The sequence below is a fragment of the Variovorax sp. PMC12 genome (assembly GCF_003019815.1).
Classification (GTDB): Bacteria; Pseudomonadota; Gammaproteobacteria; order Burkholderiales; family Burkholderiaceae_C; genus Variovorax.
The window spans coordinates 5707553-5729722 of record NZ_CP027773.1; the positions used below are offsets into that span (position 1 = coordinate 5707553).

Consider the following 22170-nt stretch of genomic DNA (forward strand, 5'->3'; position numbering starts at 1 on the left):
ATGACTCAGATCCAAGCCGTTATCCGGAAGCTGCGCAGCCATCTGTCGCAATCAGAGATATCTCGCCTGACGGGCATTGCGCAACCGAAGATTTCCCGCTGGGAGGCCGGCAAGGTGGCCGCTGGCGCCGAAGAGGCCCTGAAGCTCGCTGCTCTGGCTGCCCAGTACCCGGCCGCCAGCACCGGCAAGGAGGTGTCGCAGTGACCGACGACATCCCCATGTTCGCCCGCTCCGTGCTGGGCGGAAAGAAGACCGCCAAGCTCGAAGCCCGCGTTTCCGACGACCTGAAGGAAACCGTGCGCCGCCGCTGGGTGGACCTCGGCTTCGAGTCCGAGAGCCAGTACCTCGAATACCTTGCGACGGTGGATTGCTACGGCGTTGAGCATGTCCGTATGGTCCATGAACGCCGCCTGTCTATGGTCCGCACTTTGTCGGCAACTTCGCAGACAGGAGCGCTGGCATGAAGACGGCGACCACCATGCCCGCGCACGCCAAGCGCGTCGCTACCGCGCGCCGCCTCGGCGAGGAAGCCGGTCAGGCCAGCCTTGCGCTGGCGGAGCAGGATGACCCGGACTTCGGCGCGAAGGCCTACCAGTTCATCGTCGCCTACGTCCGCAAGCGTCGCCGCGTGCCGGGCGAGAGCGTCACGCTCGCATGCTGCCTGGCCGGCATCCGCCCGAAGGATGACCGCAGCTTCGGCCCGATCTACGCGAAGGCGATCCGCGCTGGCGACATCCGTGTAGTGGGCACCGTGGCGCGCGTGCGCGGCCATGGTTCGGCCGGCGGGAAGTTGTATGCGCCGGGAAAGGCTCGCACGACGCAATGAGCACGATCATCATGGCGGCCTGCTGGCCGCTCCAAGGAATGTCGCCCGCGCAGAAGGCGGTGCTGATCTCGCTCGCGGACCAGGCGAACGACGATGGCGTCTGCTGGCCGTCCGTCAACACCATCGGGCTGCGCACCTGCTTGTCCGAGCGCGCTGTTCAAGCCGCGCTGAAGTGGCTGGAAGAGCAGGGCGCCTTGCTGCGTGACCACCGTTCGCAGCGCTCCACCATGTACACCGTGACGCCGCAGGCACTGGTCGGCGAGATCACGCGCACGGTGCACTACGTCTATCGCATCACGCACACCCCGTCGGGACAGTTCTACATCGGCTTGCGCACCTGCGGCGGGGATCCGCTCGAAGACAGCAGCTACTTCGGCTCGGGTGTGTCGGCCGAGTGGCTGGCGAAGCGGAAGGCTGATTGCGTCAAGGAGATCGTGGCCAGCTTCGAGCACCGGCACCAGGCCGCGCAGTTCGAAACGGCGGAGATTGCTCTGGCGATCCAGAACCCGAGGTGCCTGAATCGCAAGGTCAGTGCCCCGGGCTCTGCGACCCACGGCCGGCATGTCGTGGCTGACCCCGCAGATGCTGCACCCGCAGCTCCTGCACCCGCAAATGGCGCACCCCACCCCGCAGCATCTGCGCCGTCAACCCCGCAGCATCTGCACCTCGACGGTGCGGCATCTGCACCCGGAACCATCAATGAACCATCAGTAGAACCGTCAAGAGAACCATTACCGGCAGCTGCGCCGCCGGTCGCCGCGAAGGGCCGCGCCGACAAGGCGAAGGGCGGGGAGGCCGAGGAAACCGCGTTGCAGGCCGCCTGCCGCGCCACCTGGGCCGCCTATGCCGAGGCCTACGGAGCCCGCTACGGCGCGCGCCCGGTGCGCAACGCCCAGGTCAACGCGAAGGTGAAGCAGTTCGTCCAGCGCATCGGCTACGACGAGGCACCGGCGGTGGCGAAGTTCTACGTCGAGCGCGTCGCCGACGCCTATGTGACGCGCGAGTGCCACCCGGTGGGCACGCTGCTGCAGAAGGCGGAGGGCTACCGCACGCAGTGGGCTGCCGGGCACGCGATGACCAGCACGCGGGCGCGCCAGATGGACCAGTCTCAGGCGAACTTCGACGCGGCCGAGGAAGCGATGGCCATCTTGCGCCAGCGCCGCGGCGAACTGGAGGGGGGCAGCAATGCGTGACTCCGACCTGCAATGGCTGGTGCAGCAGCTGATCGGCACGGCCGAGCTGCTGGGCCAGCAGATGTCGCCGACGGCGGCCGCCCTGATGGCCGAGGACCTGAGCGCTTTTCCGCGCGAGGCCCTGGATCGCGCGCTGCGGCGCGTTCGCACGGAGCACACCGGCAAGCTGACGCCGAAGGCCGTGCTGGATCGCGTCGATGAGGTGATGGGCCGCCCGGCGCCGAACGAAGCCTGGGCCATGGCCTTGGAAGCGCTGGACGAGCGCGCCACCGTGGTGTGGACCAGCGAAGTGTCGCTGGCGTGGCAGATCGCCCGCCCCATTGCAGTCGGCGGCGACAAGGTGGGCGCGCGCATGGCGTTCCTCTCCGCCTACGAGCGCCTGGTGCGTGATGCGCGCGACCGCCGCGAAGCGCCCGAGGTGCTGGTGTCGGTGGGCTGGGACGGTGCCGCACGCGATGCCGCGCTGGACCGCGCCGTGCAGTACGGGCGCCTGGGTCATGAAGCGGCTGCGGCCATGCGCGGCACGGCGCTGGAGCTGGCGCCGCCGGTACTCAACCCCGTGGCGCTGCTGGCCGGCAAGGTCGAGGCGACAGCACAGGCCTCCCCAGAAATGCGCCGCCGGCTGACCGCGCTGCGCGAGGAACTGGCCAGCCGCGCGAAGGCGCGTGCCGCCGAGAGCGCTGCCGCCGTGCAGCACCGAAACGAAGCGTGGGCCGCCCGACAGGCGGACGCGCAGCGCCGGGTGGACGAACGCCTGGCCGCCGAGCAGGAATCCGAAGCATGAAGACCATCGAAGAGATCAAGGGGCGCTGCAAGATCACGCCCGAAGGCCACTGGCTGTGGGACGGTTCGCTGCGCCCGGACGGCCGCGCCAACATCTGGGCGCCGGACTACACCAAGGGCGGGATGACGGTACAGAGCGGGCCGCGGGCGGTGACGCACTGCACGACGGGCAAGCCCATCCCGAACGGTTGGCGCGCCTACGGCACCTGCGACGAGCGCGCGTGCTGCAACCCGGATCACATCGCTTGCACGAGCGACGCCGCCTTCGGCCGCTGGCAGACGAAGACCGGTGTGTACAAGGGCAAGACCACGCGCATCCTCGCGAACCGCGCCATCGCCCGCGCGCGCTCGAAGGTGACGCCGGCGCTGATCGTGGAGATCCAGTCCAGCCGGGAGACGGGGCGCGCCATCGCGAAGCGGCTGGGCATCGGTACCACGCTGGTCAGCCGCGCGCGCCGCGGCGAGCTGAAGAGCTTTGCCAGCAAGGGCGTGTTCACCGGCCTCGGTGCGCGTGAAGGAGCATGCCCATGACCTGCCCCAACTGCGCCAAGGCGGCTATCCGGGCGGACTGGCCCGGCTACACGGCCAACTGCCGCGAGTGCCTGACCCGCGGCATCGCCAATGGTCCCGAATTCTGGCGCTCTCGCCAGGACGGCACGCTGCGCGACGAGTACAAGGCCGCGCTCCGGAACATCTGGGGCGACGACTGGAAGAAGGGGCACGAGGCCGTCAAGCTCGCCGCCCAGCAGCTCGGCCAGATGCGCGCCGCACCACAAGGAGCCTTGCTGTGACGGTGCACATCCTCGGTATCGACCCGGGCGCGAGCACAGGCCTTGCAGCCTTCGACGGTGGCGCGCTGCAGTTCCTTCGCACTGTGGAGCCGCACACCATCGAGCACATGCTGCGCAGCTACATGCCAGCGCGCGTGGTGTTCGAGGACAGCCGGCTGGAGTCGAAGGTGTGGACGACCGCGGGCAGCCGCGCGGCAGCGCTGAAGATCGCTCGTAACGTAGGGCAGGTTGATGCGTGGTGCGGCCTCATCACCTCGGTGTGTGCAGACCTCGGCATTCCGGCGCACGGCATCAGCCCGACCGCCAAGGGCGCCAAGCTGAACGCGGCACAGTTCGCCGCCGCTACCGGCTGGGCCGAGCGGAGCAACCAACACGAGCGCGATGCCGCCATGGTGGCGTGGCCGTACCGGAGGGCGCGTCATGGCTGACATCGTGCTGGTGCGCCAGCAACCCGTCGAACTGCCTGAAGAGAAGCGCGCCATCGCGCGCGAGGTGTTCACCGGCCACGTCGATGGCCTGGGCCAGCAGAACCAGAACCGCTGGCGCCGTTTTCTCTCCGGCCTCATGCGGCTGGAGCCGGGCGAAATGATGGAGGTGAAGACCCACCAGCAGCGCCTGGGCTGGTACCACCGCAAGCACATGGCGCTCGAGCAGGCCGTGTTCCAGGCCCAGGAGCGTTTCGAAGCCTTCGAGCCCTTCCGCGACTGGCTGAAGGTCGGAGCCGGGCACGTCGAGTGGTATCCGGGCCCGAAGGGCGGCGTGTTCCCCGTGCCGAAGAGCATCAGCTACTCGAAGATGGAGCAGGGCGAGATGGAGGTGTTCCACGCCAACGCCGTCGCCTTCCTGCGCACCGAGCACGCGGGAAAGACGCTTTGGCGCCACCTGTCCACGCCCATGCGCATCCAGATGATCGAGACGGTGCTGGGGGAATTCCGGGAATGACGCTGCGCCGCACGCCCATGAAGCGCACGCCCTGGCCGCGCCCGGCCGCGCCAGAGTCGTCCTGGACCGCTGAGCGCGAAGAGCGGCTGGCCACCCGTGCCGCGGCCGCGATGACCGCCGCGAAGCCGCGGCACGCTGTCATGGCACGGCCGCCAGCCGTGATCCGCGCCATCCCGAAGACGCTGCCGCAGCGCAGCGAGCCCTACCTGCGCCTGGTGGCCGCACTTCCGTGCGCGCACTGCGGACTGCACGGACACAGCCAGGCCGCCCATGCGAACAAGGGCAAGGCCAAGGGCGGCAAGACCGACGACCGGACCTGCTTCCCGCTGTGCGCCGACCGGCCGGGCGTGCTGGGCTGCCACACGCGCTTTGACCAATACAAGCTGTTCCCGCGCGAGCTGGCCGCGCGGCGGGCGGACGAATGGGGACACGACACCCGCCAGCACATCGAATCCCAGGGCCTGTGGCCCGTGAACTTGCCGAAGTGGAGACCATGAACACAACAACCCCGAAGACGAGCACGCAGCAGGTGCTCGAAGCCGTGCAGGACCTGCACAACCAGGAGCAGATCGTCACGCGCGAGACGCTGGCGCAGGTGACCGGCCTGAAGCTGACCGTGATCGATGACCGCCTCGGCGTGCTGGTGGACGACGGGAAGATCCTGCGCGTGCAGCGCGGGGTGTTCGTGCCGGCCGCGGTGCACCCGCCGGCGCGCGCCATGTCGAAGACGCTCATGCCGGACGGCATGGTCAAGCTGGAGATCGGGGACGACGTGTTCATGCTGACGCCGCGCGAGGACCGCATGCTGGCCGGCCTGCAGGCGGGCGCCGCGGCGCAGTTCGCTTCCATCGACCTGGGCCAGCAGGCGCTGCGCGTCAACACCGAGCTGGCCGACCAGGTGCGCAAGCTGACGCGCGAGGTGGCAGCCCTGAAGGAACGCCACGACCCGTCGCAGCGCTCGCTGCTGGAGGCGTGATGGAACAGGGTCTGGATCAGACGACTTGGCGGGGCATCGACCCCGGCGGACCCGAGGGGGACCGGACCGTCTACCTCATCCCGGCGAGCGCCGAGGCGGACCTGCGGCAATTCTTCGGGGGCGCGCTACCGGACTGGATCATGGTTCTTGCGAAGCTGCCGGCATCGAAGACAATGGGCGGCCCCCAAAACCCCTGATCTAGCAGGCGCCGGCTGGCGCAGGCCTCTAAAGGACTTTCGCTGTGACCATTTCCCCAGGTGACGTGATTTCTGGCCTCGCGCTCCTGGTCAGCATCGGGGCGGGTTTCCAGTCGTACTTTGCGAATGGCCGTGCTGCGAACGCAGAGAAGCGGGCCGAGGAACTGAGCGAGGCGGCCGAGCGCCGCCGGCTGGTTGATGACGTGATTCTGGAAGCACATGGACTCTCTGACGACGTGCGCCTTCATGGCGGTGATGTCGTCAAGACCAAGCAGCGCGCCAAGGTGCTGGAGATCAAGAGCGGTTCGTACAACAATTCCTCCGTCGCGCTGATTCTCAATGAATGCGAGGGCAAGCGAATCACGGCGGAAGGCCTGCTGCAGGCCGCGCAGCCGGTGATCTCCGGCGGCGAAGAGTCATTGAAGCAGCGCACGCACGACGAACTGCGCGTGCTGCTCCGGGACTTGAGGACGGCGCGCAATAAGGTGGCTATGCAGCGCGACGAGTTGCGAGGGCTAGCGGAGGGGTAGTCGCAGGACAGCTTGGGGCGTGCTCAGGCGTTGCTCCCCAGCCGAATGGAGAATGCAATGCTCAGATGGAGCTTCAGCTCCTTCGAGCCGGTAGTGCTGGCAATCTTTTGAAGCGCAGCTTTATAAGTGCCCAGGCGCCAGAGAGTGCCCAAAGTCATGATGGTGGATTCCAGGCCTGTCGGCAGGTATTCCAACTCGGGATCTTGCTGCTGCTGAGCAAGTTTGCTCAGCTCTTCGATGACAACGATCTCAGCTTGCTGCTTCGCCTCGTTGATCATGTACTTCTCGTCAATGGACAGCTCATCCTGTACTTCGGCCGGGAAAGTCGTCGGATCGATGTCCACCTGGCCGCAGAAGACATGTTCGTCCGGCCGCCTCGTCAGGATGTAGTACTCGGCGCGCCAGGAAGTCGGGGTCGGGCGCCAGACGGAGACCACTAGGTAGGCGTCGCGAAAAAAGGGCCGAGGCAGGCCGTTGATAGAAAAAATGGAATGGCTCATATGTCTCCGTTCTAAGTTGGTCTTTCCGACAGCAGCGGCTACCCCCTGTAGGGATTGGGATGCGGGCCGGGTACCCAAGAAGATTAGGGCTCCTTCAATCCACTTCAAGGCCCCTCCATGGCAACCATCCGCTCCCGCTTCATCATCCTCGGCCTGGCCGCCGCCGCGCTCGTCAGCAGCACCATCAGCGTCGGCTACGACCGGGTGGCAGCCGCTTGCACTGCCGTCTACTGCTTCGCCCGCGATTTCGTTGCCGGCGTGCCCGCGGTATTCGAACAGCCGCGCCTGGTCGCGCTCCCGCATCCGGCGGAGCTGGTCCAGGCCTGTGCCCACGCCCTGGGCCTCGCGAAGCGCGAGCGCCCGCATGTGCGCAGCCAGTGGCGCATGTGCCCTTCGGTCTGAACCCCCTGTAGGGTTCGTCCACTCACTCGATCCCAGGAATCATCAATCCCATCGCAGGGTAGATCAGGCGGTAGATCACCGGGCCCATAACCCGGTTGTCGGCGGTTCGAATCCGCCCCCTGCAACCAGCAGTTGTCTCCACGTTTGCCTCATTGCGAACGCTTCGCCCGCCGGGTTCGCCCGAGCGGGCTTTTTTCGTTCTCGCCGTAGACTTGATGGATCTCCACCCGATAGCTGGTAGCGAAAGGCAAGCCTGATGAACTTCGACCGAGAGCCCCTGGACCTTCTCAAGACGGACGGCACACGCATCAGCATTCGAGGAACCGTCGGTAGTTCGACCGGCATCTACATCGGAGGAAAGAATCATCGCGTTGACCCTGGGGACCTGATCATCCGAACCATCGCGACGGGCGCGGAGGAAACCTACCAAGTGATCGATCCGGTGTTCTACGACACTGGAATGATCGGACCGCATTACCAGCTGCAGGTCAAGAAGCTGGGCCTTCCGGAGGCGAAAGCTGCAGTGCAGCACATCACGTACAACTTGACCGGCAACAATGCCCGCGTCAACGTCAACTCGGTGGACAACTCGACCAACGTGGTGCACATCCAATCCGATGTTGCGGAGCAGATCGACACGATCATGGCTGCCATCCGCACGGCCGATCTGTCGGAAAACGAGAAGGCAGAAGCGCTTGAGGCGGTCGAAGAGGTGAAGAGCCAGTTCGCGTCGGGTGCGCCAAAGCGGTCGGTGGTTCGCTCGTTGTTGAATGGATTGCCCAAGGCCTTGGAGGTGGCGGCATCCATTGCCACGATCATGGGCGCCATCGCTAGCGCGTAGGCGCCACCCTGTAGGGTTCGACGCAACCCCCCACGCCCGGAACACTGCCGGGCATGGCAAAACCCCCGGCGGGAAAGAAGCCCGCGCCCCGCAAGATCCCATCGAAGCCCGCAGTCAAGAAGAAGACTGTGGGCGTAGTTGCGCCTGCACGCAAGAAGGCACCCGCCAAGGCGAAGGCTCCGGTGAAGCCTGCCCCGCGCAAGCGTGCGTCCAAGCCCGAGGCGCCTGCTGTCGTACCCGTGGTTCCGCTCACCGAGAAGCAGCAGCGCTTCGTGGACGAGTACCTGGTGGACTTGAACGCCACGCAGGCAGCAATCCGGGCCGGGTATAGCGCCGCCACCGCCAACGAGCAGGGCGCGCAGCTCTTAGCAAAACTTAGTATTCAGACGGCCGTGGCCGCTGGCCGGAAGGCGCAGCAGGAGCGAACCCAGATCAGCGCCGACCGCGTGGTCACGGAAGCTTGGAACATCGTGACGGCCGACCCCCGCGAACTGGTCGAGGTGAAAGTCGGTTGCTGCCGGCATTGCTGGGGCGAAGGTCACAAGTACCAGCGCACACTCGCGGAATACAACCGGGAGCGTGAGCTGCATCGCGCCGAAGGCAAGCCCGACGAAGAGTGGGAAGAGAAGGGCGGCATCGGCTTCGACCCGCTGAAGGACCCGCACCCCAGCTGCCCGGACTGCAGCGGCGACGGTCACGCACGCACGACGCTGAAGGACACGCGCTACCTCTCGCCCCAGGCGCTTGCGCTGTACGCCGGCGCCAAGCAGGGCAAGTACGGCATCGAGGTCCTGATGCACGACAAGGGCGTGTTCGCCGAGAAGCTGTTCAAGCACCTGGGCCTGTACGAGAAGGACAACCAGCAGAAGACCGACCCCTTGGCCGCACTGCTGCACGCCATCGCCAAGGGCAGTGGCAATGCCTTCAAGCCGGTGGCCGAGGATCCGGAGCGCACCGCAGCGTCCGCGGCGCCGAGCGCGTTCATGCCGCGCGCCGACGACCCGGAAGAGGACTGATCGTGGCCGGCCGCACGCGGATTGCCCACGACACCCCGCTGCGTCCTCTGCCCACGAACGCGGAGGAACTGCAGCGCTGCCTGGCCGACCCTGAGTGGCGCCTGTTCAGCGGGTGCCTCTACAAGATCATGGTGAAGGGCGACGACGCGGAAGAGGGCGAGCCGGCCGAATCGTTCGTGCTGCCGTTCAAACCCAACGGCGCACAGCGGCGGTTCCTCAAGCGCCTGTGGCATCGGAACCTGATCCTCAAGGCACGCCAGCTCGGCTTCACCACGCTCATCGCCATCCTGTGGCTGGACCACGCGCTGTTCAACGCCGACCAGCGCTGCGGCATCATCGCGCAGGACCGCGAGGCGGCCGAGGCGATCTTCCGCGACAAGGTGAAGTTCGCCTACGACAACCTGCCCGAGGAAATCCGGCAGCGTTTCCCGCTGGCGCGAGACAGCGCGGTGGAGCTGCTGTTCGCGCACAACAACAGCAGCGTGCGCGTCGCAACGTCGATGCGCTCCGGCACCATCCACCGGCTGCACATCAGCGAGTTCGGCAAGATCTGCGCAAAGTACCCGGAGAAGGCGCAGGAGGTTGTCACCGGCTCCATCCCGGCCGTGCCGAAGAACGGCATCTTGGTGATCGAGAGCACCGCCGAAGGCCAGGAAGGCGAGTTTTACGACATTGCCAAGCGCGCCCAGGCGCTGCACTTCGGGCACCGCCGCCTGACGGAGCGGGACTACCGCTTCCACTTCTATGCGTGGTGGCAGGAGCCGAACTACACGATGGACCCGGGCCTGGTGCCCATCACGGTAGAGCAGCACGAATACTTCGAGCGCATCGAAGAAGAGATGGGCTGCAAGATCGACATGGGCCAGCGGGCCTGGTATGTCGCGACGCAGCTGGCGGACTTCCCGGGCAAGGAAGAGCGGATGTGGCAGGAGTACCCCTCCACGCCCGACGAAGCGTTCCAGGTCAGCACCGAGGGCAACTACTACGCGAAGGACATGACGAAGCTGCGCCAGCGTGGCGGCATCACGCTGGTGCCCGTGCTCGACCTGCCCGTCTACACCTTCTGGGACATCGGCAACAGCGATGGCTGCGCGATCTGGTTCATGCAGGAGCTGCGCGGCGAGGCGCGCTTCATCGGCTACTACGAAGAGCACAACGAGGACCTGCGCCACTACGCCACGCACCTGCAGACCACCGGCTACTTGTTCGGCGCGCACTTCCTCCCGCACGACGCCGACCACAAGCGCCTCGGCGACTACAACAAGAGCACCCGCGAGCAGCTGCAGACGTTGCTGCCCGGGCAGACCTTCTTCATCGTGCCGCGCATCACAGAACTGATCGCCGGCATCAACATGACCCGCAAGCACCTGAAGGGCGCCTACTTCGACCAGGACCGCTGTGCCGAGGGAGTGAAGCGGCTCCAGGGCTACAAGAAGAAGTTCAGCCGTTCCGAAAACCGCTACCTGGACCAGCCAGACAAGAGCAACGGATGCAGCGAAGGCGCCGACGCGCTGCGCCAGTGGGCGCAAGCCAAAGAGAACGGCCTGCTTGCCTCGATGACCGAAGCCAACGCATATCAAGAAGCACCCGCGCCGGACTGGCGCGTGTAGGAGCACCGTACCCATGACCCCCAACACCGACACCATCCCTGAAGAGGGCACCGCAGATGACTTCGAAGCCGAGGGCGCGCTTTCGCTGGCGGAGTACCGGCAGTTCCTGTGCGAGATCGAGGAACAGCCCGCCTGGCGCGCGGTGGCCGACAAGGAGCTGGACTATGCCGACGGCAACCAGCTCGACACCGAGCTACTGGCGGCCCAACGCGAACTCGGCATCCCGCCGGCGAAGGAAGACCTGATCGGCCCGGCACTGCTGGCGATCCAGGGCTATGAGGCCACGGTGCGCACGGACTGGCGCGTAACGCCGAACGGGCAGCCGGACGGTCAGGACGTGGCGGATGCCTTGAACTTCCGCCTCAATGAAGCCGAGCGCCACGCGAAGGCGGACCGCGCATGCTCGGATGCGTTCCGGCCCCAGACGGCGGTAGGCCTGGGCTGGGTGGAGGTGTCGCGCGAGTCCGACCCCTTCAAGTATGCGTATCGCTGCAGCGCCGTGCACCGCAATGAGATCCACTGGGACTTCTACGCCACGGAGGACGACCTGAGCGATGCGCGCTTCCTGCGTCGCAAGCGGTGGCTGCACCCCAGCCGGCTCGTGAAGGTGTTTCCGAAGCACAAGGATCTCATCCGCGAATGCGGCAAGCACGGCCAGTCTTGGTGGGTCAACTACTCGCCGGACACGTTCGACGGTGGCACCTCAACAGGCCTCACGTCAGGCGCATGGGACGCCGCGCGCGCCTGGACCGTAGCCGAGCATCACTGGTACGACCCGGTGAGCAAGGACGTGTGCCTGGCCGAGCTGTGGTATCGCCGTTGGGTGAACGTGGTGGTGCTGCGCGCGCCCGACGGCCGCGTGGTGGAGTACGACGAAGCGAACGAGACGCACAACTATGCGCTGGCCCGCGGACTGGTGCGCCCGCAGCGCTCCGTAATCGCTCGCGTGCGTCGCAGCTTCTGGCTCGGCCCGCACTGCCTGCACGACGGACCGAGCCCTTACACGCACCGGCACTTCCCTTATGTGCCCTTCTGGGGATTCCGCGAAGACAACACGCGCGTCCCGTACGGCATCGTGCGTGGCATGATCTTCCAGCAGGACCGACTCAACAGCGGCACCGCCGCGATGACCTGGGGCATGACGGCCTACCGCGTAGAGCGCACAAAGGGTGCGACAGACATGACCGATGAGCAGGTGCGTCGCCAGGTGGGCCGGCGCAATGCCGACATCGTGCTCAACGCCGCTCACATGGCCCAGCCTGGCGCACGCTTCGAAGTGAAGCGCGACGTGCAGCTGACCGACCAGCAGCTGCAGATGCTGGCCGACGCCCGTATGGCGCTGGAGCGCGTGTCGCCGGCGGCCGCTGGCGCTTTCTCCGGTCGGCGCGGCACCGCGACCAGTGGCCTGCAGGAGCAGACGCAGGTGGAGCAGGCGAACCAGAGCCTGGCGCGCCTCATGGACAACTTCAAGGCCGCACGCACGCAGGTCGGCGAGCTGCTGCTGGCGATGATCGTGGAGGACATGGGGCGCGAGCCGCATACCGTGGTGATCGAAGGTGATGCCATCACGCCTGACCGCACGGTGTTCCTCAACAAGCCGGAAACGGATCCGGCGACTGGCACGGCCTACCTCAGCAACGACCTGCAGCGCACCCGCCTGAAGGTTGCGCTCGAAGACGTGCCGAGCACCTCCAGCTATCGCGGCCAGCAGCTGAACGCGATGAGCGAGGCGGTGAAGAGCCTGCCGCCGCAGTACCAGGCCGCGGCGATGCCGTTCCTCGCGAGCCTCATGGACGTGCCGTTCAAGCGCGACCTGGTGGCGGCGCTGCGCGCGGCCGGCCAACAGCCGACGCCGGAAGAGATCGACCAGCGCATCAACGATGCCGTGAAGCAGGCGCTGGCGCAGGCGGGCAACGAGCTGAAGGCGCGCGAGCTGGACATGAAGGAGGCGCGCAACGACGCCGAGATCAAGAAGATCATGGCCCAGGCCGTACAGATCGGAGTGCAGGCCGCGTTCTCCGCGATGCAGGGCGGCGCCCAGGTGGCCACGATGCCGATGATCGCTCCCATCGCGGACCGCATCATGCAGGGCGCGGGCTACAAGCAGCCGAGCCCGGGTGGCGATGATCCGAACTTCCCCGTGCCGGGAGAGACCGCTGCGGTGCAGATGAAGGATCCCTACATCCAGGGCCAGGGCCGGCCAGCACTGGCCGCGGAAGAGGCTGATGGAGCACCGGTGCGGGAGAACACGAGCCCTGGTTTCCCGCCGGTTCCGCAGCAACCCCAACGTGGGATGCACGGAATCGAAACTGCGCGTACCGCGGACAACTTGGAGCGCGCCCCGGCCCAGGTCTAAGGGGTTTTCGGTGCAGCTGTCGGGGTTGTGCCGAACTCGCTGAGTGCGCGTGCGGCATAGAACAGCAGCGAGACGGCGCGGAGGCTGTTGGCCTCCGTGCCATAGTCGAACGACTCGCCGTGGAGCACCATATGGCGATTCAACTTCGAAAAGCCTGGCGCCCTCTGCTTCTCACTGAGCATAACGGCGTGAGGCTCCAGGAACGGCGCCAACATCGCCTGCGAGAGGGCGTTGTCGGCGATCTGATCGACATATGGTGCGACGCCTGTTCTCGTTTCGCCCCGACCCTTCATGAAGAGGTGGTGGGTTGAGATATCCATGCACACGCCGTCGATCTGCGTGAACAGCGTAGGCACTGATACGAAGTACAGCCCCTGACGGTGGGCTTCAAACGCTTGCCTCAGGATCGCAGTGCGAGCCGGGAACTGCTGAATAAGGGCATCCTCAATGCCCGGGAGCCGTGCCCTGAAGTGCGCCAGCAACTGGTTCTCGGCCTCCTGGTGACGACCGTCTGAGTAGGCGCGTGCAATTCTGGCCGGTTCGTCAAACGCCATCTCGTCCGGGTCGAGATACCAGCCTTCGTTCGCAACGACCATCAACGCGTCGCGGTACTCGCCCGGCATCTTGTCCCAAGCCACTATCAGGTCGGCAAGCGACGGCGCCATCTTCACCCACGAGTCGCGGAGATATTCCAACTCAGGACGGAGGGTTTCGAGGGTGTTCCTTACGGCGTTCAGCAGTCCCTGAAGAGCAGCCTTGTTGGCCTGGACGGCGGCGTGGATCCTGTCGGGCACGAGCTTGTCGGGAGGTGGCTGGTTCTGGTCCATGCAGCAATTCTGCGGCATGCGAAGCCACCTAGCGAATCGGCGTGGCAAGCAGAGGCAGGCAGCGCGTACATTCAGGGCCTTCAAAAATCCTGGTGGGCCTATGACAGACCAGCTACCCGCAGCCAATGCTCGCCCCGCGCCTCCGCGGAGCTTGTTCAAGTATTTTTCACCCTCCGGAACTAGATTCTTCGGTAACTGGCATGTTCGGTTCAGCCAACCGGGTGCGATGAATGACCCCTTTGAATTCAGCCCGCACGTTGCCGGTTGGGGAACGGCGGAAGAAGAGGAAGCGCAGGCAGGCAAGGTGTGGGAAGAGAGGATGGTCGAGGCCTACGCCAAGCAACGGCCTGGGTTTCGAGCCCGTGTCAGCCAAGACCAATTTCTCACGAAGCTTCGGCTATCGAAGGCAGCGGACGTCGAACAGGAGTTGAAGGCGATCCGGGGAAAGGCGTATCCCGAGATGGCGAGCGGAGTCACCGACATGGCGAATGCTGGCATCGGAGTGTTCTGCCTGACCGAAGATCCGGCCAATCTCCTGATGTGGTCGCACTACGGCGAGAGCCACACAGGCTTCGTAGTGGAATTCGACACAGCGCACGAGTTTTTTCAGAGCAAGGTCCCGCCCGCCCACGCGAACGCAGACGCGCAGGAGGCCGCGGAATTTGCCGCCGAGTATGGATTCCTTCGTCCGGTGAGCTACTCAGATTCCCGCCCCGCCGTCGTCCTCACGCAAATGAGTTTCGGAATTTTCGAGGTGAAGGGCACTTGCTGGAGCTACGAGCGTGAATGGCGCATGTTCATGCCCCTTAGCTACAGCCAAACTCAATACAGAGGACCTTATCGGTTCCCCCTGCACCTATGGCCAATACCGAAGGCCGCGGTGCGCAGGGTCATTGGTGGCGCCAATGCCACGATGGCTGTTGTCGAGAGCATTCGTCGGCTCGCATCCGACCCAGAGGCGCAGCACATCCAGCTGCAGTCTGCGCAAGTTGATCGAGAGCACTTCAGCATGTCGTTCATCGACCTACCCGCGGCGTAACGCCCCCCTGTAGGGTTTCGTCTTTTAAGCCTGTCTTCCCACACTGCCCCCAAGCAACCGCGCGCGAGTGCAGTTGCGAAGGTCACGACCGAAAGGGCGTGAGTCTCCATAGCAGATGGAGCAGGGCCGTTCAGGTTCTGCACCGGATTGCTGGCCCTTGCGGCCACGGCGATATGTGGCGGGACAGGCATGACGACATCAACCAACGACTTTTTCCAGAACACCGAGATCAACGGCGCACTGACGCCGGAGCAGGCCGCGCAGCTCCTGGAGCTGGGCGAAACGGGCGACACCAGCACCACGCTGGACAACGGTGGCGCGCCCACGACCACCCCCGCATCCGACGCAGCCACCACGACCGTGGTGGACAAGTCCACCGAAGTGACGAACGGCGCAGCAACGACCCCGGCCGTCGCACCCGCTCCAGCACCTGCGCCCGCCGCGGCGCCTGCAGCAGCTCCCGCGACCGAGCACGATGCGTCCAACGCTGTCGTGCTCGCGAAGGATGGAAAGCACACCATCCCCTACGAGAAGCTGGTGCAGGCCCGCGAGGGTGAGCAGCACTGGAAGGCGCAGGCCGAGACCGCGCAGCGCCAGCTCGCTGACCTGCAGGCCCAGGCACAGCAGCGTGCCGATGCCGGCCAGGCGCCCACGAAGACCGACAACCAAGTGGCCGCCGCACAGGCAGCCATCGAACAGGGTGTCGATCCGGGGATCTTCGGAGACTTCTCCGAAGAGGCGCTCGCAAAGGGCATCGGCACGCTGGTGGCCCAGCAGGTGCAGGCCCAGGTGCAAGCGCAAGTCGGAAAGGCGCTTGCGCCGATTCAGCAGCGCCAGCAGCAGACCGCCCAGGAAGCCCACTACTCGGCGATCTACGGCAAGCACCCCGACGCGGACTCCATTGTGGAGAGCGCCGAGCTGCAGGCCTGGATCGGCCAGCACCCCAGCTACATGCAGCCCACGCTGCGTGCCGTACTGGAGAAGGGTTCGACCGAGCAGGTCATCGAGCTGTTCGACAACTTCAAGAAGGGCGGAGCCAGCGCACCCGCACCGGCGCCGGCCCCGGCCTCTGGAAAGAGTCAGACCGCCGCGACCGATCCCAAGGCGGCGGCGCAGGCCGCCATCGCAGCTGCAGCTCCGGCCGTACCCGCATCCCTCTCGGACATTCCGGGCGGTCGTGCGGACGCGCTGTCGCCGCACGAGCGCTTGGCTGCCATGGAAGGCGTCTCGATGGCGGAGGCCATGCAGGGCATGTCGCCCGAGCAGATCGAGGCGTTTCTGAACCGTCAACTGTGAGCCGCGAGGCGCACGAAGAACCACATCACAAGGAGGTCTAGATGACCGCGACCAAAACGCAGATGCAGTATGGCGACCCGAAGGCAATGATCCAGCAAGCCGCTGGTGTCTTCGCCGTCTGCCAGCAGCGCAACACCACGCTCAACCGCCTCACGGGCAAGATGCGCAAGCTCGAAGGCGCCATCGCGACGATCAAGAAGCAGTCGAGCAACCACATGCCCATCGTGCAGGCGCAGGACCTGGGCAAGGGCAAGGGCGACGAGGTGGTCTTCAACCTCATCAACCCCAGCGGCGGCTACCCCATCATGGGCAGCGAGATTGCCCAGGGCAAGGGTGTCGGCGTGAAGCTGTCCGAAGACCGCCTGCGCGTGAACCAGGCCCGCTTCCCCATCGACATGGGCGATGTGATGAGCCAGATCCGCAGCCCTGTGGACCTGCGCCGCGTGGGCCGCCCGCTCGCGCAGCAGAAGATGAACGACTACATCGACCAGTCGATCCTCGTTCACATGGGTGGTGCCCGCGGTTTCCACGACAACATCGAATGGCGGGTTCCGGTTGAGACGCACCCCGGCTTCAAGAAGATCATGGTCAACCGCGTGAAGGCGCCGACCAAGAACCGCCACTTCATGGCAAAGGCCGGCGGCATCGACCAACTCAAGGTCAACGCTGGCGAGGTGGACATCGCTTCGACCGACCTGCTGAAGATGGGAACCGTGGATGCCGTGCGCGCCTACATCGACCAGATCGCGCTGCCGCCGCCCCCGGTGCAGTTCGATGGTGACCAAGCCGCAACCGACAGCCCGCTGCGCGTAATGCTGCTGTCGCCAGCGCAGTACAGCGGCTTCGCGACCGACCCGGCATTCCGCAACTTCCAGGCGGCCGCCAGCGCTCGCGCTCGCCTCGCCAAGGACCACCCGCTGTTCCTCGGCGATGCCGGCCTGTGGCAAGGCATCCTGCTGGTGAAGATGCCGAAGCCAATCCGCTTCTATGCGGGTGACGTTCTGCGCTACTGCGCGGCCTACGACTCGGAAGTGGAGACCGACGCCCTGGTGCCGGCCGCATTTGCCGACAAGTTCGCCATCGACCGAGCCATCCTGCTCGGCGGCCAGGCGCTGGCGCAGGCCTTCGCAGCTTCCGAGCACAGCGGCATGCCGTTCTTCTGGAGCGAAGAGCCCGGTGACCACGGCGACAAGCTGGAACTGCTGATCGGCGCGATCCTGGGCATGTCGAAGATCCGCTTCGCCGTGGACCACGGCGACGAGGTGCAGTTCACCGACCACGGCGTCACGGTGCTCGATACCGCTGTGCCGATCATCAAGCCGCGCGGCTGATGTCCTGGGCCGGGGCAACCCGGCCCGTCTTCCCTCACATCCCAAATTCATAGGAGCCTCACATGGCCACCATCAAACTCAAGGGACTGGGCATCAACCAGTTCGGCGGCATGGCCCCCTACGGCAACGTCACCACGCTGCGCGGCACCCTCGAAACCAACGCTGCCGGCGCTGCCGTGCGCTCGAATTCGGACGCGCCGCTCGGCGTGGGCGACAAGGTGTATCTGCAGACTCTGCCGGCGGGCTTCCGTCTGGAAGATTCGCAGGTCATTGTGTCCACCGCGCTGACTGCGGCCGTCACCGGTTCGCTCGGCTTCGAGTACATCGACGGCGTGGACAGCCCCGAGGTGCCGCAGGACGCAGCGTACTTCGGCGCCGGCCTGGTGCTCAACGCCACGGGCCGCCTCCGCAACGCAGTCGCCAAGGCCCCGGTGACGCTCGCCAAGGAAGCGTTCCTGGTGCTGACCATCGCCGGCGCGGCCAATGCCAAGGCCGGCCGCGTGGACGTGATCGTGCACGGCGAGCGCCTGGGCGCGCAGTAAACCGGATGGGGGAGGGCGGCAACGCCTTCCCCCGATGGCAACCCCCCGAGGACACCACATGACCACTTCGAACCCTGGCGTGCCCGTGAAGTACACCGGCCGCGAAACGCCGTTCATCGACCGCCTGTACGGCTCCAGCTTGCCCTTCAATCCGGGCCAGACCCGTGTGGTCACCGACCTCGAACTGGCCGCCAAGCTGCTGCGCCACGAGGATGTGTTCACGCGCGGCGAGGACAGCGCGCCGGCACCCGAGCCGACGAAGCCCGAGGGCGACGACACCGCCGCTCTTCTGAAGGACGCGGACAAGAACAAGAAGGCGCTGCAGGAGACGGAGAACCGTCGCATGGATCTGGTGGAATCGCTGAACGCGATGGACAAGGACGCCCTGCAGGCGTTCGCGCTGGAGAAGTTCAGCCAGAAGGTGCCCAAGAACCTGAGCGTGGACAACATGCGCGCGAAGGTGGTGGAGCTGCTCGACCAATTCGGCGCGCCCTGATCCATGACGCTTCAGCAGCTCATCCGCCGTTTCCGTGTGCTTGCTCGCGACACCGTTGCGCCCTACCTGTGGGCTGATGAGGACGTGCGCGACTGGTTCAACGATGCGCAGGCCCAGGCCGCGGTGCGCGCGCGGCTGCTGCTCGAAGACTCGCTTCCGGCGGTGTGCCAGATCGTGATGGAGGCTGGCCGCCACACCTACCCGCTGCACGCCAGCCTCTACGAGCTGACGAACCTGCATTTGGTGGACGCGGTGCCAGAGCCTGTGGAGCTGAAGCTGGTGTCGCGTGGCTGGCTAGACCGCGAGGCACCGGGCTGGCGTGTGGGCGAAGGGGTGCCGGCTGGAGAGCTGCGCTACGCCCTGCAAGGCGACACCACGTTGCGACTGGTGAACACGCCGACCGCGGCCGGTACGCTGTTCATCGAGGGTTACCGCCTCCCGCTCGCCACGATGACGGCGAACGACGATGTGCCCGAGATCCACAAGGCGCACCACGAGAAGCTGATTCAGTGGCCGCTGCATCGCGCATTCAGCATCCCGGACTCGCAGGCATTCGACCCCAACCGAGCTGCGATTGCCGAGGGCGAATTCACCGCCTACTTCGGCCCCATGCCTGACGCCGACATGCGGCGCATCACCCGCGAGGACACCGACCAGACGACGGTGGTGTACCCACTATGAACCAGCCCAAGAAGCTGCACATCGAATTGCGCGTGGGGGAGACCTTCACGATCAACGGCGCCACGGTCACGCTCGCCGAAAAGTCCGGCCAGCGCGCTCGCCTTGTGGTGCTGGCCGACGCCAGCGTGGCTATCGACCGACCGGGCCGCAAGGCCCAAACCCAACCCAGCGCGCAGGAGTGCGCTTCTTTGCCCATTGCGAAGGAGCACACCCATGGCAAACACGCTCTATGACGCTGCGCGTCAGCGTTTCCTCGAAGGCCAGTTCAACTGGCTGACCGACACCATCAAGATCATCTTGGTGGACACCGGCGCGTACACGCCGCAGACGGCCATCCACCAGTATCTGTCCGACATCCCGACCTCGGCGCGCATCGCCGGGCCGGTGACGCTGACGGCGAAGACCACTACGGGTGGCGCGGCCGACGGCGCGGACGTGACCTTCACTGCGGTGTCGGGCGCCAGCATCGAGGCCATCGTGATCTATCGCGACACCGGCACCGAGTCCACCTCGCCGCTGATCGCCTACATCGACACGGCCACCGGCCTGCCCATCACGCCCAACGGCGGCGACATCATCGTCACCTGGGACAACGGCACCAACAAGATCTTCAAGGTCTGAAGACCGGGAGCGCAGGAGTGCAAGACACGCAATTTGCCGCGGCCGAGCCGCAGAAGCCGGCGCCGCAGCGCGTCGGCGTGGAGGGCATCGCCCCAAAGCCCATTGAGCTCACGCCGGCGTCGCCCGTCGCTATCGACTGGCGCAAGGTCGGCGCGCTGCCGCCGTTCCAGATGTTCGTGCACGAGCTGGCACCTTGCCCGCCAAACCGCGACACCCAGCAATGGGCCATCGACTACGCGCTGCGCTACGCGGGCCAGCGTGGCAACGATGCGCTTTTGCGTGAGTACACCGACTGGCACACCGCGAAGGGCTACTGGGCCAATGAAACGCCCTTTGGCGAATTGAAGGAATAGAAGATGGGAACCGCTCGAAACAGCGTGCGAGCACGCGATGCGATCTTCGGCTCGCTGGACTCTATTGCGTTGGCGCACAACACGGTGCACAACACCATCGTCGCCTCCGGGATGCAGCAGGTGCCTGCTGCGAGCTTCGCGGGGCAGGCTGGAACCTTCGTCGCTGGCGCACCTGCTGCTGGCGAAACTGCAGTGACCTCCGCGACAGTGAGCGGCTTCAACGCGGATGGCTACAAGCTCTACAAGCACCCGTCACTGGAACTGTACCTTCAAGTTTTCTTCCGGCAGGCCCAAGTGAGTACGTCAAGCCGCCATGCGTACTGGCATTGCCGAATTGGAATGGAGCTGTTGGGTGGGGTTCTTACATCAAACAAGCTGAGCGAGAGCATTCTCAGCGCTACCCAACAGACAACCTACCAGTGGTCGGCAAACATCGTTCCCATCACCGAGACACCGATTTCCGCGAGCTGCGGCGCAGACCATTTTTGGATTCACCATTCAAAGAGCTACCTGACGGCTTTATCCGGAAACCAGGCCACCTACCCGGACAGCGGATCGCTGTTCACCCTTGGCATCTTTCGCAGCGATGTTGCGAACAATGTGTTCTTGGTTGCCACTTCCCCCGAAACGATAGCGAGTTCATCGGTCTATGGGGTTTCGCTGGCGGACACAAGCTTGATTGGTACGAGGTACTGGACTTGCGCTGCTGGTATTTGGGCAACCCAGTTGCAGACCAGCGCGGGGTTTGTCTTCGACCCTCAGGCGAGCACCACCAGCGAAGGCGTTCGCATTGTCCGAGCCTCGAAGATTCTCGATGGGAAGCGGCACCGCTTCAATCTTGGGTTCATGGTGCGCAATGGTGGCGTGGATGACACGCTGATTACGTTCGATCTCGATGGCGGCGGGCAGCGGGTTTTCCGAACCTGTTTCGGCTTAGGTCCATGCAGCCCGTGCTATTACCGGATGCCTGCGGATTCGTATTCCGTGCCGCTGTTGCCGTGGGGTTAAGCCATGCCATACGTGATCGACGCGATGGAAGAAGCCCGCTTCGGGTGGAAGCGCGAATACGTGCCCTTCATGCTGCCGAGCGTGGGCGCGGGCTATCTGGCGGGCGAGGCGCCGGGCGGCACTACGACCGTCGATGGAGTGCCAAAAAGTGCAACCGTTCGCGTGCTGTATAGGCCCGCCGCAGGGACTGATGGCGACGGTGCAGTGGTTGCCGAGGTTGTGTCTGCCGCCGATGGCACTTGGCGCGTGGATGGCCTCAATCCGGGCTTGAAATTCGATGTCGTTGGGCGCAAGAACGGGCACAACGACGTGATCGTTGCGAATGTCTCGCCGAGCACCTAGGAGCCAAGCATGGCGACAGCTTTCAAGTTCTACAGGCTGAAGTTCACGAAGAACTCAAGCGCCGATCTGCGCTACTACTGCGTGGCGGATTGGTCGATGTTCGAGGCAGCTGACGCAACCGGACTGGACGTGATGCGCAGCGGCACCATGTCCTCGAACGGGATCTACCAGTCCTTCGTGCCGGCCAACGCCAATGACGGCAATGCGGCCACCTATTGGGAATCGGACAACCGCGTGGTGGCGGGCACTCCGTCGCTGCTGACCGTGGAGCTGCCTGCTCCCGTGGTCGTGCGGTCCCTGCGTCTCGTTTCGACCGCGCAGCCGTTGGAATATCCGCGCGACTTCGAGTTGCAAGGCTCGAACGACGGGAGTGCGTGGACAACCATAGTCTCGTTCGTGGACTTCATGGTCACAGGCGGCCCGACCACGAAGATGAGCACGATCTGGACGCAAGTGCGTGGCACGTCGCGTCTGGAAGGCGGCGTGGCCGCAACCCGCGTGCTGATTCAGAACTGGGCCACCGGTGCTCTTTTGGCTTCGCTGACTCCGGCGACCAATGGCACCTGGTCGTGGCCGGCGCCGAGCGTTGATCAGGTGCTGGTCACGCATCTGGGGCCCTCCGGGTATCGCCCAATCGCTGACGGCCCGATCACCCCTGTGGAGGTCTGATC

Annotated in this window: 32 protein-coding genes and 1 tRNA gene; 31 read left to right on the top strand and 2 right to left on the bottom strand. The window is 65.4% G+C overall.

Features of this window, described 5'->3' with window-relative positions:
* Genes C4F17_RS26810 through C4F17_RS26870 form a run of 13 tightly spaced genes read left to right on the top strand, consistent with a single transcriptional unit; the run spans position 1 to position 6238 of the window.
* Positions 1-204, top strand: coding sequence for a helix-turn-helix domain-containing protein (locus C4F17_RS26810; protein ID WP_106937270.1), 204 nt, complete (start codon positions 1-3; stop codon positions 202-204).
* Entirely contained in the window at positions 201-464 is a 264-nt protein-coding gene (locus C4F17_RS26815) for a hypothetical protein (RefSeq protein ID WP_159053733.1), read from the top strand. Before C4F17_RS26810 ends, C4F17_RS26815 begins: the two co-directional genes overlap by 4 nt.
* Complete coding sequence (locus tag C4F17_RS26820; protein WP_106937272.1) at positions 461-826, top strand: hypothetical protein; 366 nt, start codon at positions 461-463, stop codon at positions 824-826. Before C4F17_RS26815 ends, C4F17_RS26820 begins: the two co-directional genes overlap by 4 nt.
* A complete protein-coding gene (locus C4F17_RS33195) occupies positions 823-2019 on the top strand; it encodes a helix-turn-helix domain-containing protein (RefSeq protein WP_199851901.1) in 1197 nt (398 codons plus the stop codon). The genes C4F17_RS26820 and C4F17_RS33195 overlap by 4 nt, the downstream gene beginning before the upstream one ends.
* On the top strand, positions 2012-2803 hold the full coding sequence (locus C4F17_RS26830) for a hypothetical protein (protein ID WP_106937273.1): 792 nt from the start codon (positions 2012-2014) through the stop codon (positions 2801-2803). The genes C4F17_RS33195 and C4F17_RS26830 overlap by 8 nt, the downstream gene beginning before the upstream one ends.
* The gene (locus C4F17_RS26835; RefSeq protein WP_106937274.1) at positions 2800-3333 is read left to right on the top strand and encodes a hypothetical protein; all 534 of its coding nucleotides are present in this window, start codon (positions 2800-2802) and stop codon (positions 3331-3333) included. Before C4F17_RS26830 ends, C4F17_RS26835 begins: the two co-directional genes overlap by 4 nt.
* A complete protein-coding gene (locus C4F17_RS26840) occupies positions 3330-3593 on the top strand; it encodes a hypothetical protein (protein ID WP_106937275.1) in 264 nt (87 codons plus the stop codon). The genes C4F17_RS26835 and C4F17_RS26840 overlap by 4 nt, the downstream gene beginning before the upstream one ends.
* Positions 3590-4021 (top strand): hypothetical protein, encoded by a 432-nt coding sequence (locus tag C4F17_RS26845; RefSeq protein WP_106937276.1) that lies wholly within the window; start codon positions 3590-3592, stop codon positions 4019-4021. The genes C4F17_RS26840 and C4F17_RS26845 overlap by 4 nt, the downstream gene beginning before the upstream one ends.
* Positions 4014-4535, top strand: coding sequence for a DUF1367 family protein (locus tag C4F17_RS26850; RefSeq protein ID WP_106937277.1), 522 nt, complete (start codon positions 4014-4016; stop codon positions 4533-4535). The genes C4F17_RS26845 and C4F17_RS26850 overlap by 8 nt, the downstream gene beginning before the upstream one ends.
* Positions 4532-5032, top strand: coding sequence for a DUF968 domain-containing protein (locus C4F17_RS26855; RefSeq protein WP_234382416.1), 501 nt, complete (start codon positions 4532-4534; stop codon positions 5030-5032). The genes C4F17_RS26850 and C4F17_RS26855 overlap by 4 nt, the downstream gene beginning before the upstream one ends.
* Positions 5029-5511 carry a hypothetical protein gene (locus C4F17_RS26860; protein ID WP_106937278.1) on the top strand — a complete coding sequence of 161 codons (483 nt, stop codon included), beginning with the start codon at positions 5029-5031 and terminating at the stop codon, positions 5509-5511. Before C4F17_RS26855 ends, C4F17_RS26860 begins: the two co-directional genes overlap by 4 nt.
* Complete coding sequence (locus tag C4F17_RS26865) at positions 5511-5708, top strand: hypothetical protein (protein ID WP_106937279.1); 198 nt, start codon at positions 5511-5513, stop codon at positions 5706-5708. Before C4F17_RS26860 ends, C4F17_RS26865 begins: the two co-directional genes overlap by 1 nt.
* Before the next feature lie 44 nt (positions 5709-5752).
* Positions 5753-6238 (top strand): hypothetical protein, encoded by a 486-nt coding sequence (locus C4F17_RS26870; protein ID WP_159053734.1) that lies wholly within the window; start codon positions 5753-5755, stop codon positions 6236-6238.
* Positions 6239-6261: 23 nt separating this feature from the next.
* Here the strand turns inward: C4F17_RS26870 and C4F17_RS26875 are convergent, their stop codons facing one another.
* Positions 6262-6738 (bottom strand): hypothetical protein, encoded by a 477-nt coding sequence (locus C4F17_RS26875; RefSeq protein WP_159053735.1) that lies wholly within the window; start codon positions 6736-6738, stop codon positions 6262-6264.
* A gap of 117 nt (positions 6739-6855) precedes the next feature.
* Here C4F17_RS26875 and C4F17_RS26880 point away from each other — a divergent pair, with 117 nt between their 5' ends.
* The 6 genes from C4F17_RS26880 to C4F17_RS26905 all read left to right on the top strand — a co-directional run bounded on the left by C4F17_RS26880 (position 6856) and on the right by C4F17_RS26905 (position 12963).
* Positions 6856-7140 (top strand): hypothetical protein, encoded by a 285-nt coding sequence (locus C4F17_RS26880; RefSeq protein ID WP_106937282.1) that lies wholly within the window; start codon positions 6856-6858, stop codon positions 7138-7140.
* A gap of 52 nt (positions 7141-7192) precedes the next feature.
* Positions 7193-7268 (top strand) — tRNA-Met (locus C4F17_RS26885).
* 128 nt (positions 7269-7396) lie between these two features.
* Complete coding sequence (locus C4F17_RS26890) at positions 7397-7981, top strand: hypothetical protein (RefSeq protein ID WP_106937283.1); 585 nt, start codon at positions 7397-7399, stop codon at positions 7979-7981.
* 53 nt (positions 7982-8034) lie between these two features.
* Complete coding sequence (locus C4F17_RS26895) at positions 8035-8997, top strand: terminase small subunit (RefSeq protein ID WP_106937284.1); 963 nt, start codon at positions 8035-8037, stop codon at positions 8995-8997.
* Positions 8998-8999: 2 nt separating this feature from the next.
* The gene (locus C4F17_RS26900; RefSeq protein WP_234382418.1) at positions 9000-10607 is read left to right on the top strand and encodes a terminase; all 1608 of its coding nucleotides are present in this window, start codon (positions 9000-9002) and stop codon (positions 10605-10607) included.
* Between the two features lie 13 nt (positions 10608-10620).
* Entirely contained in the window at positions 10621-12963 is a 2343-nt protein-coding gene (locus tag C4F17_RS26905; protein WP_234382420.1) for a portal protein, read from the top strand.
* Here C4F17_RS26905 and C4F17_RS26910 read toward each other — a convergent pair.
* Entirely contained in the window at positions 12960-13790 is an 831-nt protein-coding gene (locus C4F17_RS26910) for a hypothetical protein (RefSeq protein WP_106937285.1), read from the bottom strand. The two genes, C4F17_RS26905 and C4F17_RS26910, sit on opposite strands and share 4 nt — an antisense overlap.
* A 226-nt stretch (positions 13791-14016) precedes the next feature.
* Here C4F17_RS26910 and C4F17_RS26915 point away from each other — a divergent pair, with 226 nt between their 5' ends.
* From C4F17_RS26915 to C4F17_RS26970, 12 genes are all read left to right on the top strand, one after another.
* On the top strand, positions 14017-14829 hold the full coding sequence (locus C4F17_RS26915) for a DUF2971 domain-containing protein (RefSeq protein WP_159053736.1): 813 nt from the start codon (positions 14017-14019) through the stop codon (positions 14827-14829).
* 189 nt (positions 14830-15018) lie between these two features.
* Positions 15019-16125: a hypothetical protein gene (locus C4F17_RS26920; RefSeq protein ID WP_106937287.1), complete on the top strand. Its 1107-nt coding sequence runs from the start codon at positions 15019-15021 to the stop codon at positions 16123-16125.
* Between the two features lie 41 nt (positions 16126-16166).
* The gene (locus tag C4F17_RS26925) at positions 16167-17456 is read left to right on the top strand and encodes a phage capsid family protein (protein WP_106937288.1); all 1290 of its coding nucleotides are present in this window, start codon (positions 16167-16169) and stop codon (positions 17454-17456) included.
* 62 nt (positions 17457-17518) lie between these two features.
* A complete protein-coding gene (locus C4F17_RS26930; protein WP_106937289.1) occupies positions 17519-17998 on the top strand; it encodes a hypothetical protein in 480 nt (159 codons plus the stop codon).
* A 58-nt stretch (positions 17999-18056) separates the two neighbouring features.
* On the top strand, positions 18057-18494 hold the full coding sequence (locus tag C4F17_RS26935; protein WP_106937290.1) for a hypothetical protein: 438 nt from the start codon (positions 18057-18059) through the stop codon (positions 18492-18494).
* 3 nt (positions 18495-18497) lie between these two features.
* A complete protein-coding gene (locus C4F17_RS26940) occupies positions 18498-19175 on the top strand; it encodes a phage adaptor protein (protein WP_106937291.1) in 678 nt (225 codons plus the stop codon).
* The gene (locus C4F17_RS26945; RefSeq protein WP_106937292.1) at positions 19172-19408 is read left to right on the top strand and encodes a hypothetical protein; all 237 of its coding nucleotides are present in this window, start codon (positions 19172-19174) and stop codon (positions 19406-19408) included. Before C4F17_RS26940 ends, C4F17_RS26945 begins: the two co-directional genes overlap by 4 nt.
* Entirely contained in the window at positions 19389-19796 is a 408-nt protein-coding gene (locus C4F17_RS26950) for a hypothetical protein (RefSeq protein WP_093303776.1), read from the top strand. Before C4F17_RS26945 ends, C4F17_RS26950 begins: the two co-directional genes overlap by 20 nt.
* A gap of 17 nt (positions 19797-19813) precedes the next feature.
* Entirely contained in the window at positions 19814-20149 is a 336-nt protein-coding gene (locus tag C4F17_RS26955; RefSeq protein WP_106937293.1) for a hypothetical protein, read from the top strand.
* Positions 20150-20152: 3 nt separating this feature from the next.
* A complete protein-coding gene (locus C4F17_RS26960) occupies positions 20153-21157 on the top strand; it encodes a hypothetical protein (RefSeq protein WP_159053737.1) in 1005 nt (334 codons plus the stop codon).
* Positions 21158-21160: 3 nt separating this feature from the next.
* Positions 21161-21499: a hypothetical protein gene (locus tag C4F17_RS26965; protein WP_106937295.1), complete on the top strand. Its 339-nt coding sequence runs from the start codon at positions 21161-21163 to the stop codon at positions 21497-21499.
* Positions 21500-21508: 9 nt separating this feature from the next.
* Positions 21509-22168 (top strand): discoidin domain-containing protein, encoded by a 660-nt coding sequence (locus tag C4F17_RS26970; RefSeq protein WP_106937296.1) that lies wholly within the window; start codon positions 21509-21511, stop codon positions 22166-22168.
* Positions 22169-22170: the final 2 nt, after the last annotated feature.

Excerpts from the sequence above, each read along its gene's own strand:
- C4F17_RS26810 (WP_106937270.1), top strand. The coding sequence starts at position 1 with ATGACTCAGATCCAAGCCGTTATCCGGAAGCTGCGCAGCCATCTGTCG.
- C4F17_RS26855 (WP_234382416.1), top strand. The coding sequence starts at position 4,532 with ATGACGCTGCGCCGCACGCCCATGAAGCGCACGCCCTGGCCGCGCCCG.
- C4F17_RS26880 (WP_106937282.1), top strand. The coding sequence starts at position 6,856 with ATGGCAACCATCCGCTCCCGCTTCATCATCCTCGGCCTGGCCGCCGCC.
- C4F17_RS26820 (WP_106937272.1), top strand. The coding sequence starts at position 461 with ATGAAGACGGCGACCACCATGCCCGCGCACGCCAAGCGCGTCGCTACC.
- C4F17_RS26930 (WP_106937289.1), top strand. The coding sequence starts at position 17,519 with ATGGCCACCATCAAACTCAAGGGACTGGGCATCAACCAGTTCGGCGGC.
- C4F17_RS26965 (WP_106937295.1), top strand. The coding sequence starts at position 21,161 with ATGCCATACGTGATCGACGCGATGGAAGAAGCCCGCTTCGGGTGGAAG.
- C4F17_RS26850 (WP_106937277.1), top strand. The coding sequence starts at position 4,014 with ATGGCTGACATCGTGCTGGTGCGCCAGCAACCCGTCGAACTGCCTGAA.
- C4F17_RS26935 (WP_106937290.1), top strand. The coding sequence starts at position 18,057 with ATGACCACTTCGAACCCTGGCGTGCCCGTGAAGTACACCGGCCGCGAA.
- C4F17_RS26860 (WP_106937278.1), top strand. The coding sequence starts at position 5,029 with ATGAACACAACAACCCCGAAGACGAGCACGCAGCAGGTGCTCGAAGCC.
- C4F17_RS26830 (WP_106937273.1), top strand. The coding sequence starts at position 2,012 with ATGCGTGACTCCGACCTGCAATGGCTGGTGCAGCAGCTGATCGGCACG.
- C4F17_RS26895 (WP_106937284.1), top strand. The coding sequence starts at position 8,035 with ATGGCAAAACCCCCGGCGGGAAAGAAGCCCGCGCCCCGCAAGATCCCA.
- C4F17_RS26835 (WP_106937274.1), top strand. The coding sequence starts at position 2,800 with ATGAAGACCATCGAAGAGATCAAGGGGCGCTGCAAGATCACGCCCGAA.
- C4F17_RS26970 (WP_106937296.1), top strand. The coding sequence starts at position 21,509 with ATGGCGACAGCTTTCAAGTTCTACAGGCTGAAGTTCACGAAGAACTCA.
- C4F17_RS26940 (WP_106937291.1), top strand. The coding sequence starts at position 18,498 with ATGACGCTTCAGCAGCTCATCCGCCGTTTCCGTGTGCTTGCTCGCGAC.
- C4F17_RS26920 (WP_106937287.1), top strand. The coding sequence starts at position 15,019 with ATGACGACATCAACCAACGACTTTTTCCAGAACACCGAGATCAACGGC.
- C4F17_RS26950 (WP_093303776.1), top strand. The coding sequence starts at position 19,389 with ATGGCAAACACGCTCTATGACGCTGCGCGTCAGCGTTTCCTCGAAGGC.
- C4F17_RS26945 (WP_106937292.1), top strand. The coding sequence starts at position 19,172 with ATGAACCAGCCCAAGAAGCTGCACATCGAATTGCGCGTGGGGGAGACC.
- C4F17_RS26910 (WP_106937285.1), bottom strand. The coding sequence starts at position 13,790 with ATGGACCAGAACCAGCCACCTCCCGACAAGCTCGTGCCCGACAGGATC.
- C4F17_RS33195 (WP_199851901.1), top strand. The coding sequence starts at position 823 with ATGAGCACGATCATCATGGCGGCCTGCTGGCCGCTCCAAGGAATGTCG.
- C4F17_RS26890 (WP_106937283.1), top strand. The coding sequence starts at position 7,397 with ATGAACTTCGACCGAGAGCCCCTGGACCTTCTCAAGACGGACGGCACA.
- C4F17_RS26915 (WP_159053736.1), top strand. The coding sequence starts at position 14,017 with ATGAATGACCCCTTTGAATTCAGCCCGCACGTTGCCGGTTGGGGAACG.
- C4F17_RS26925 (WP_106937288.1), top strand. The coding sequence starts at position 16,167 with ATGACCGCGACCAAAACGCAGATGCAGTATGGCGACCCGAAGGCAATG.
- C4F17_RS26905 (WP_234382420.1), top strand. The coding sequence starts at position 10,621 with ATGACCCCCAACACCGACACCATCCCTGAAGAGGGCACCGCAGATGAC.
- C4F17_RS26960 (WP_159053737.1), top strand. The coding sequence starts at position 20,153 with ATGGGAACCGCTCGAAACAGCGTGCGAGCACGCGATGCGATCTTCGGC.
- C4F17_RS26840 (WP_106937275.1), top strand. The coding sequence starts at position 3,330 with ATGACCTGCCCCAACTGCGCCAAGGCGGCTATCCGGGCGGACTGGCCC.
- C4F17_RS26875 (WP_159053735.1), bottom strand. The coding sequence starts at position 6,738 with ATGAGCCATTCCATTTTTTCTATCAACGGCCTGCCTCGGCCCTTTTTT.
- C4F17_RS26865 (WP_106937279.1), top strand. The coding sequence starts at position 5,511 with ATGGAACAGGGTCTGGATCAGACGACTTGGCGGGGCATCGACCCCGGC.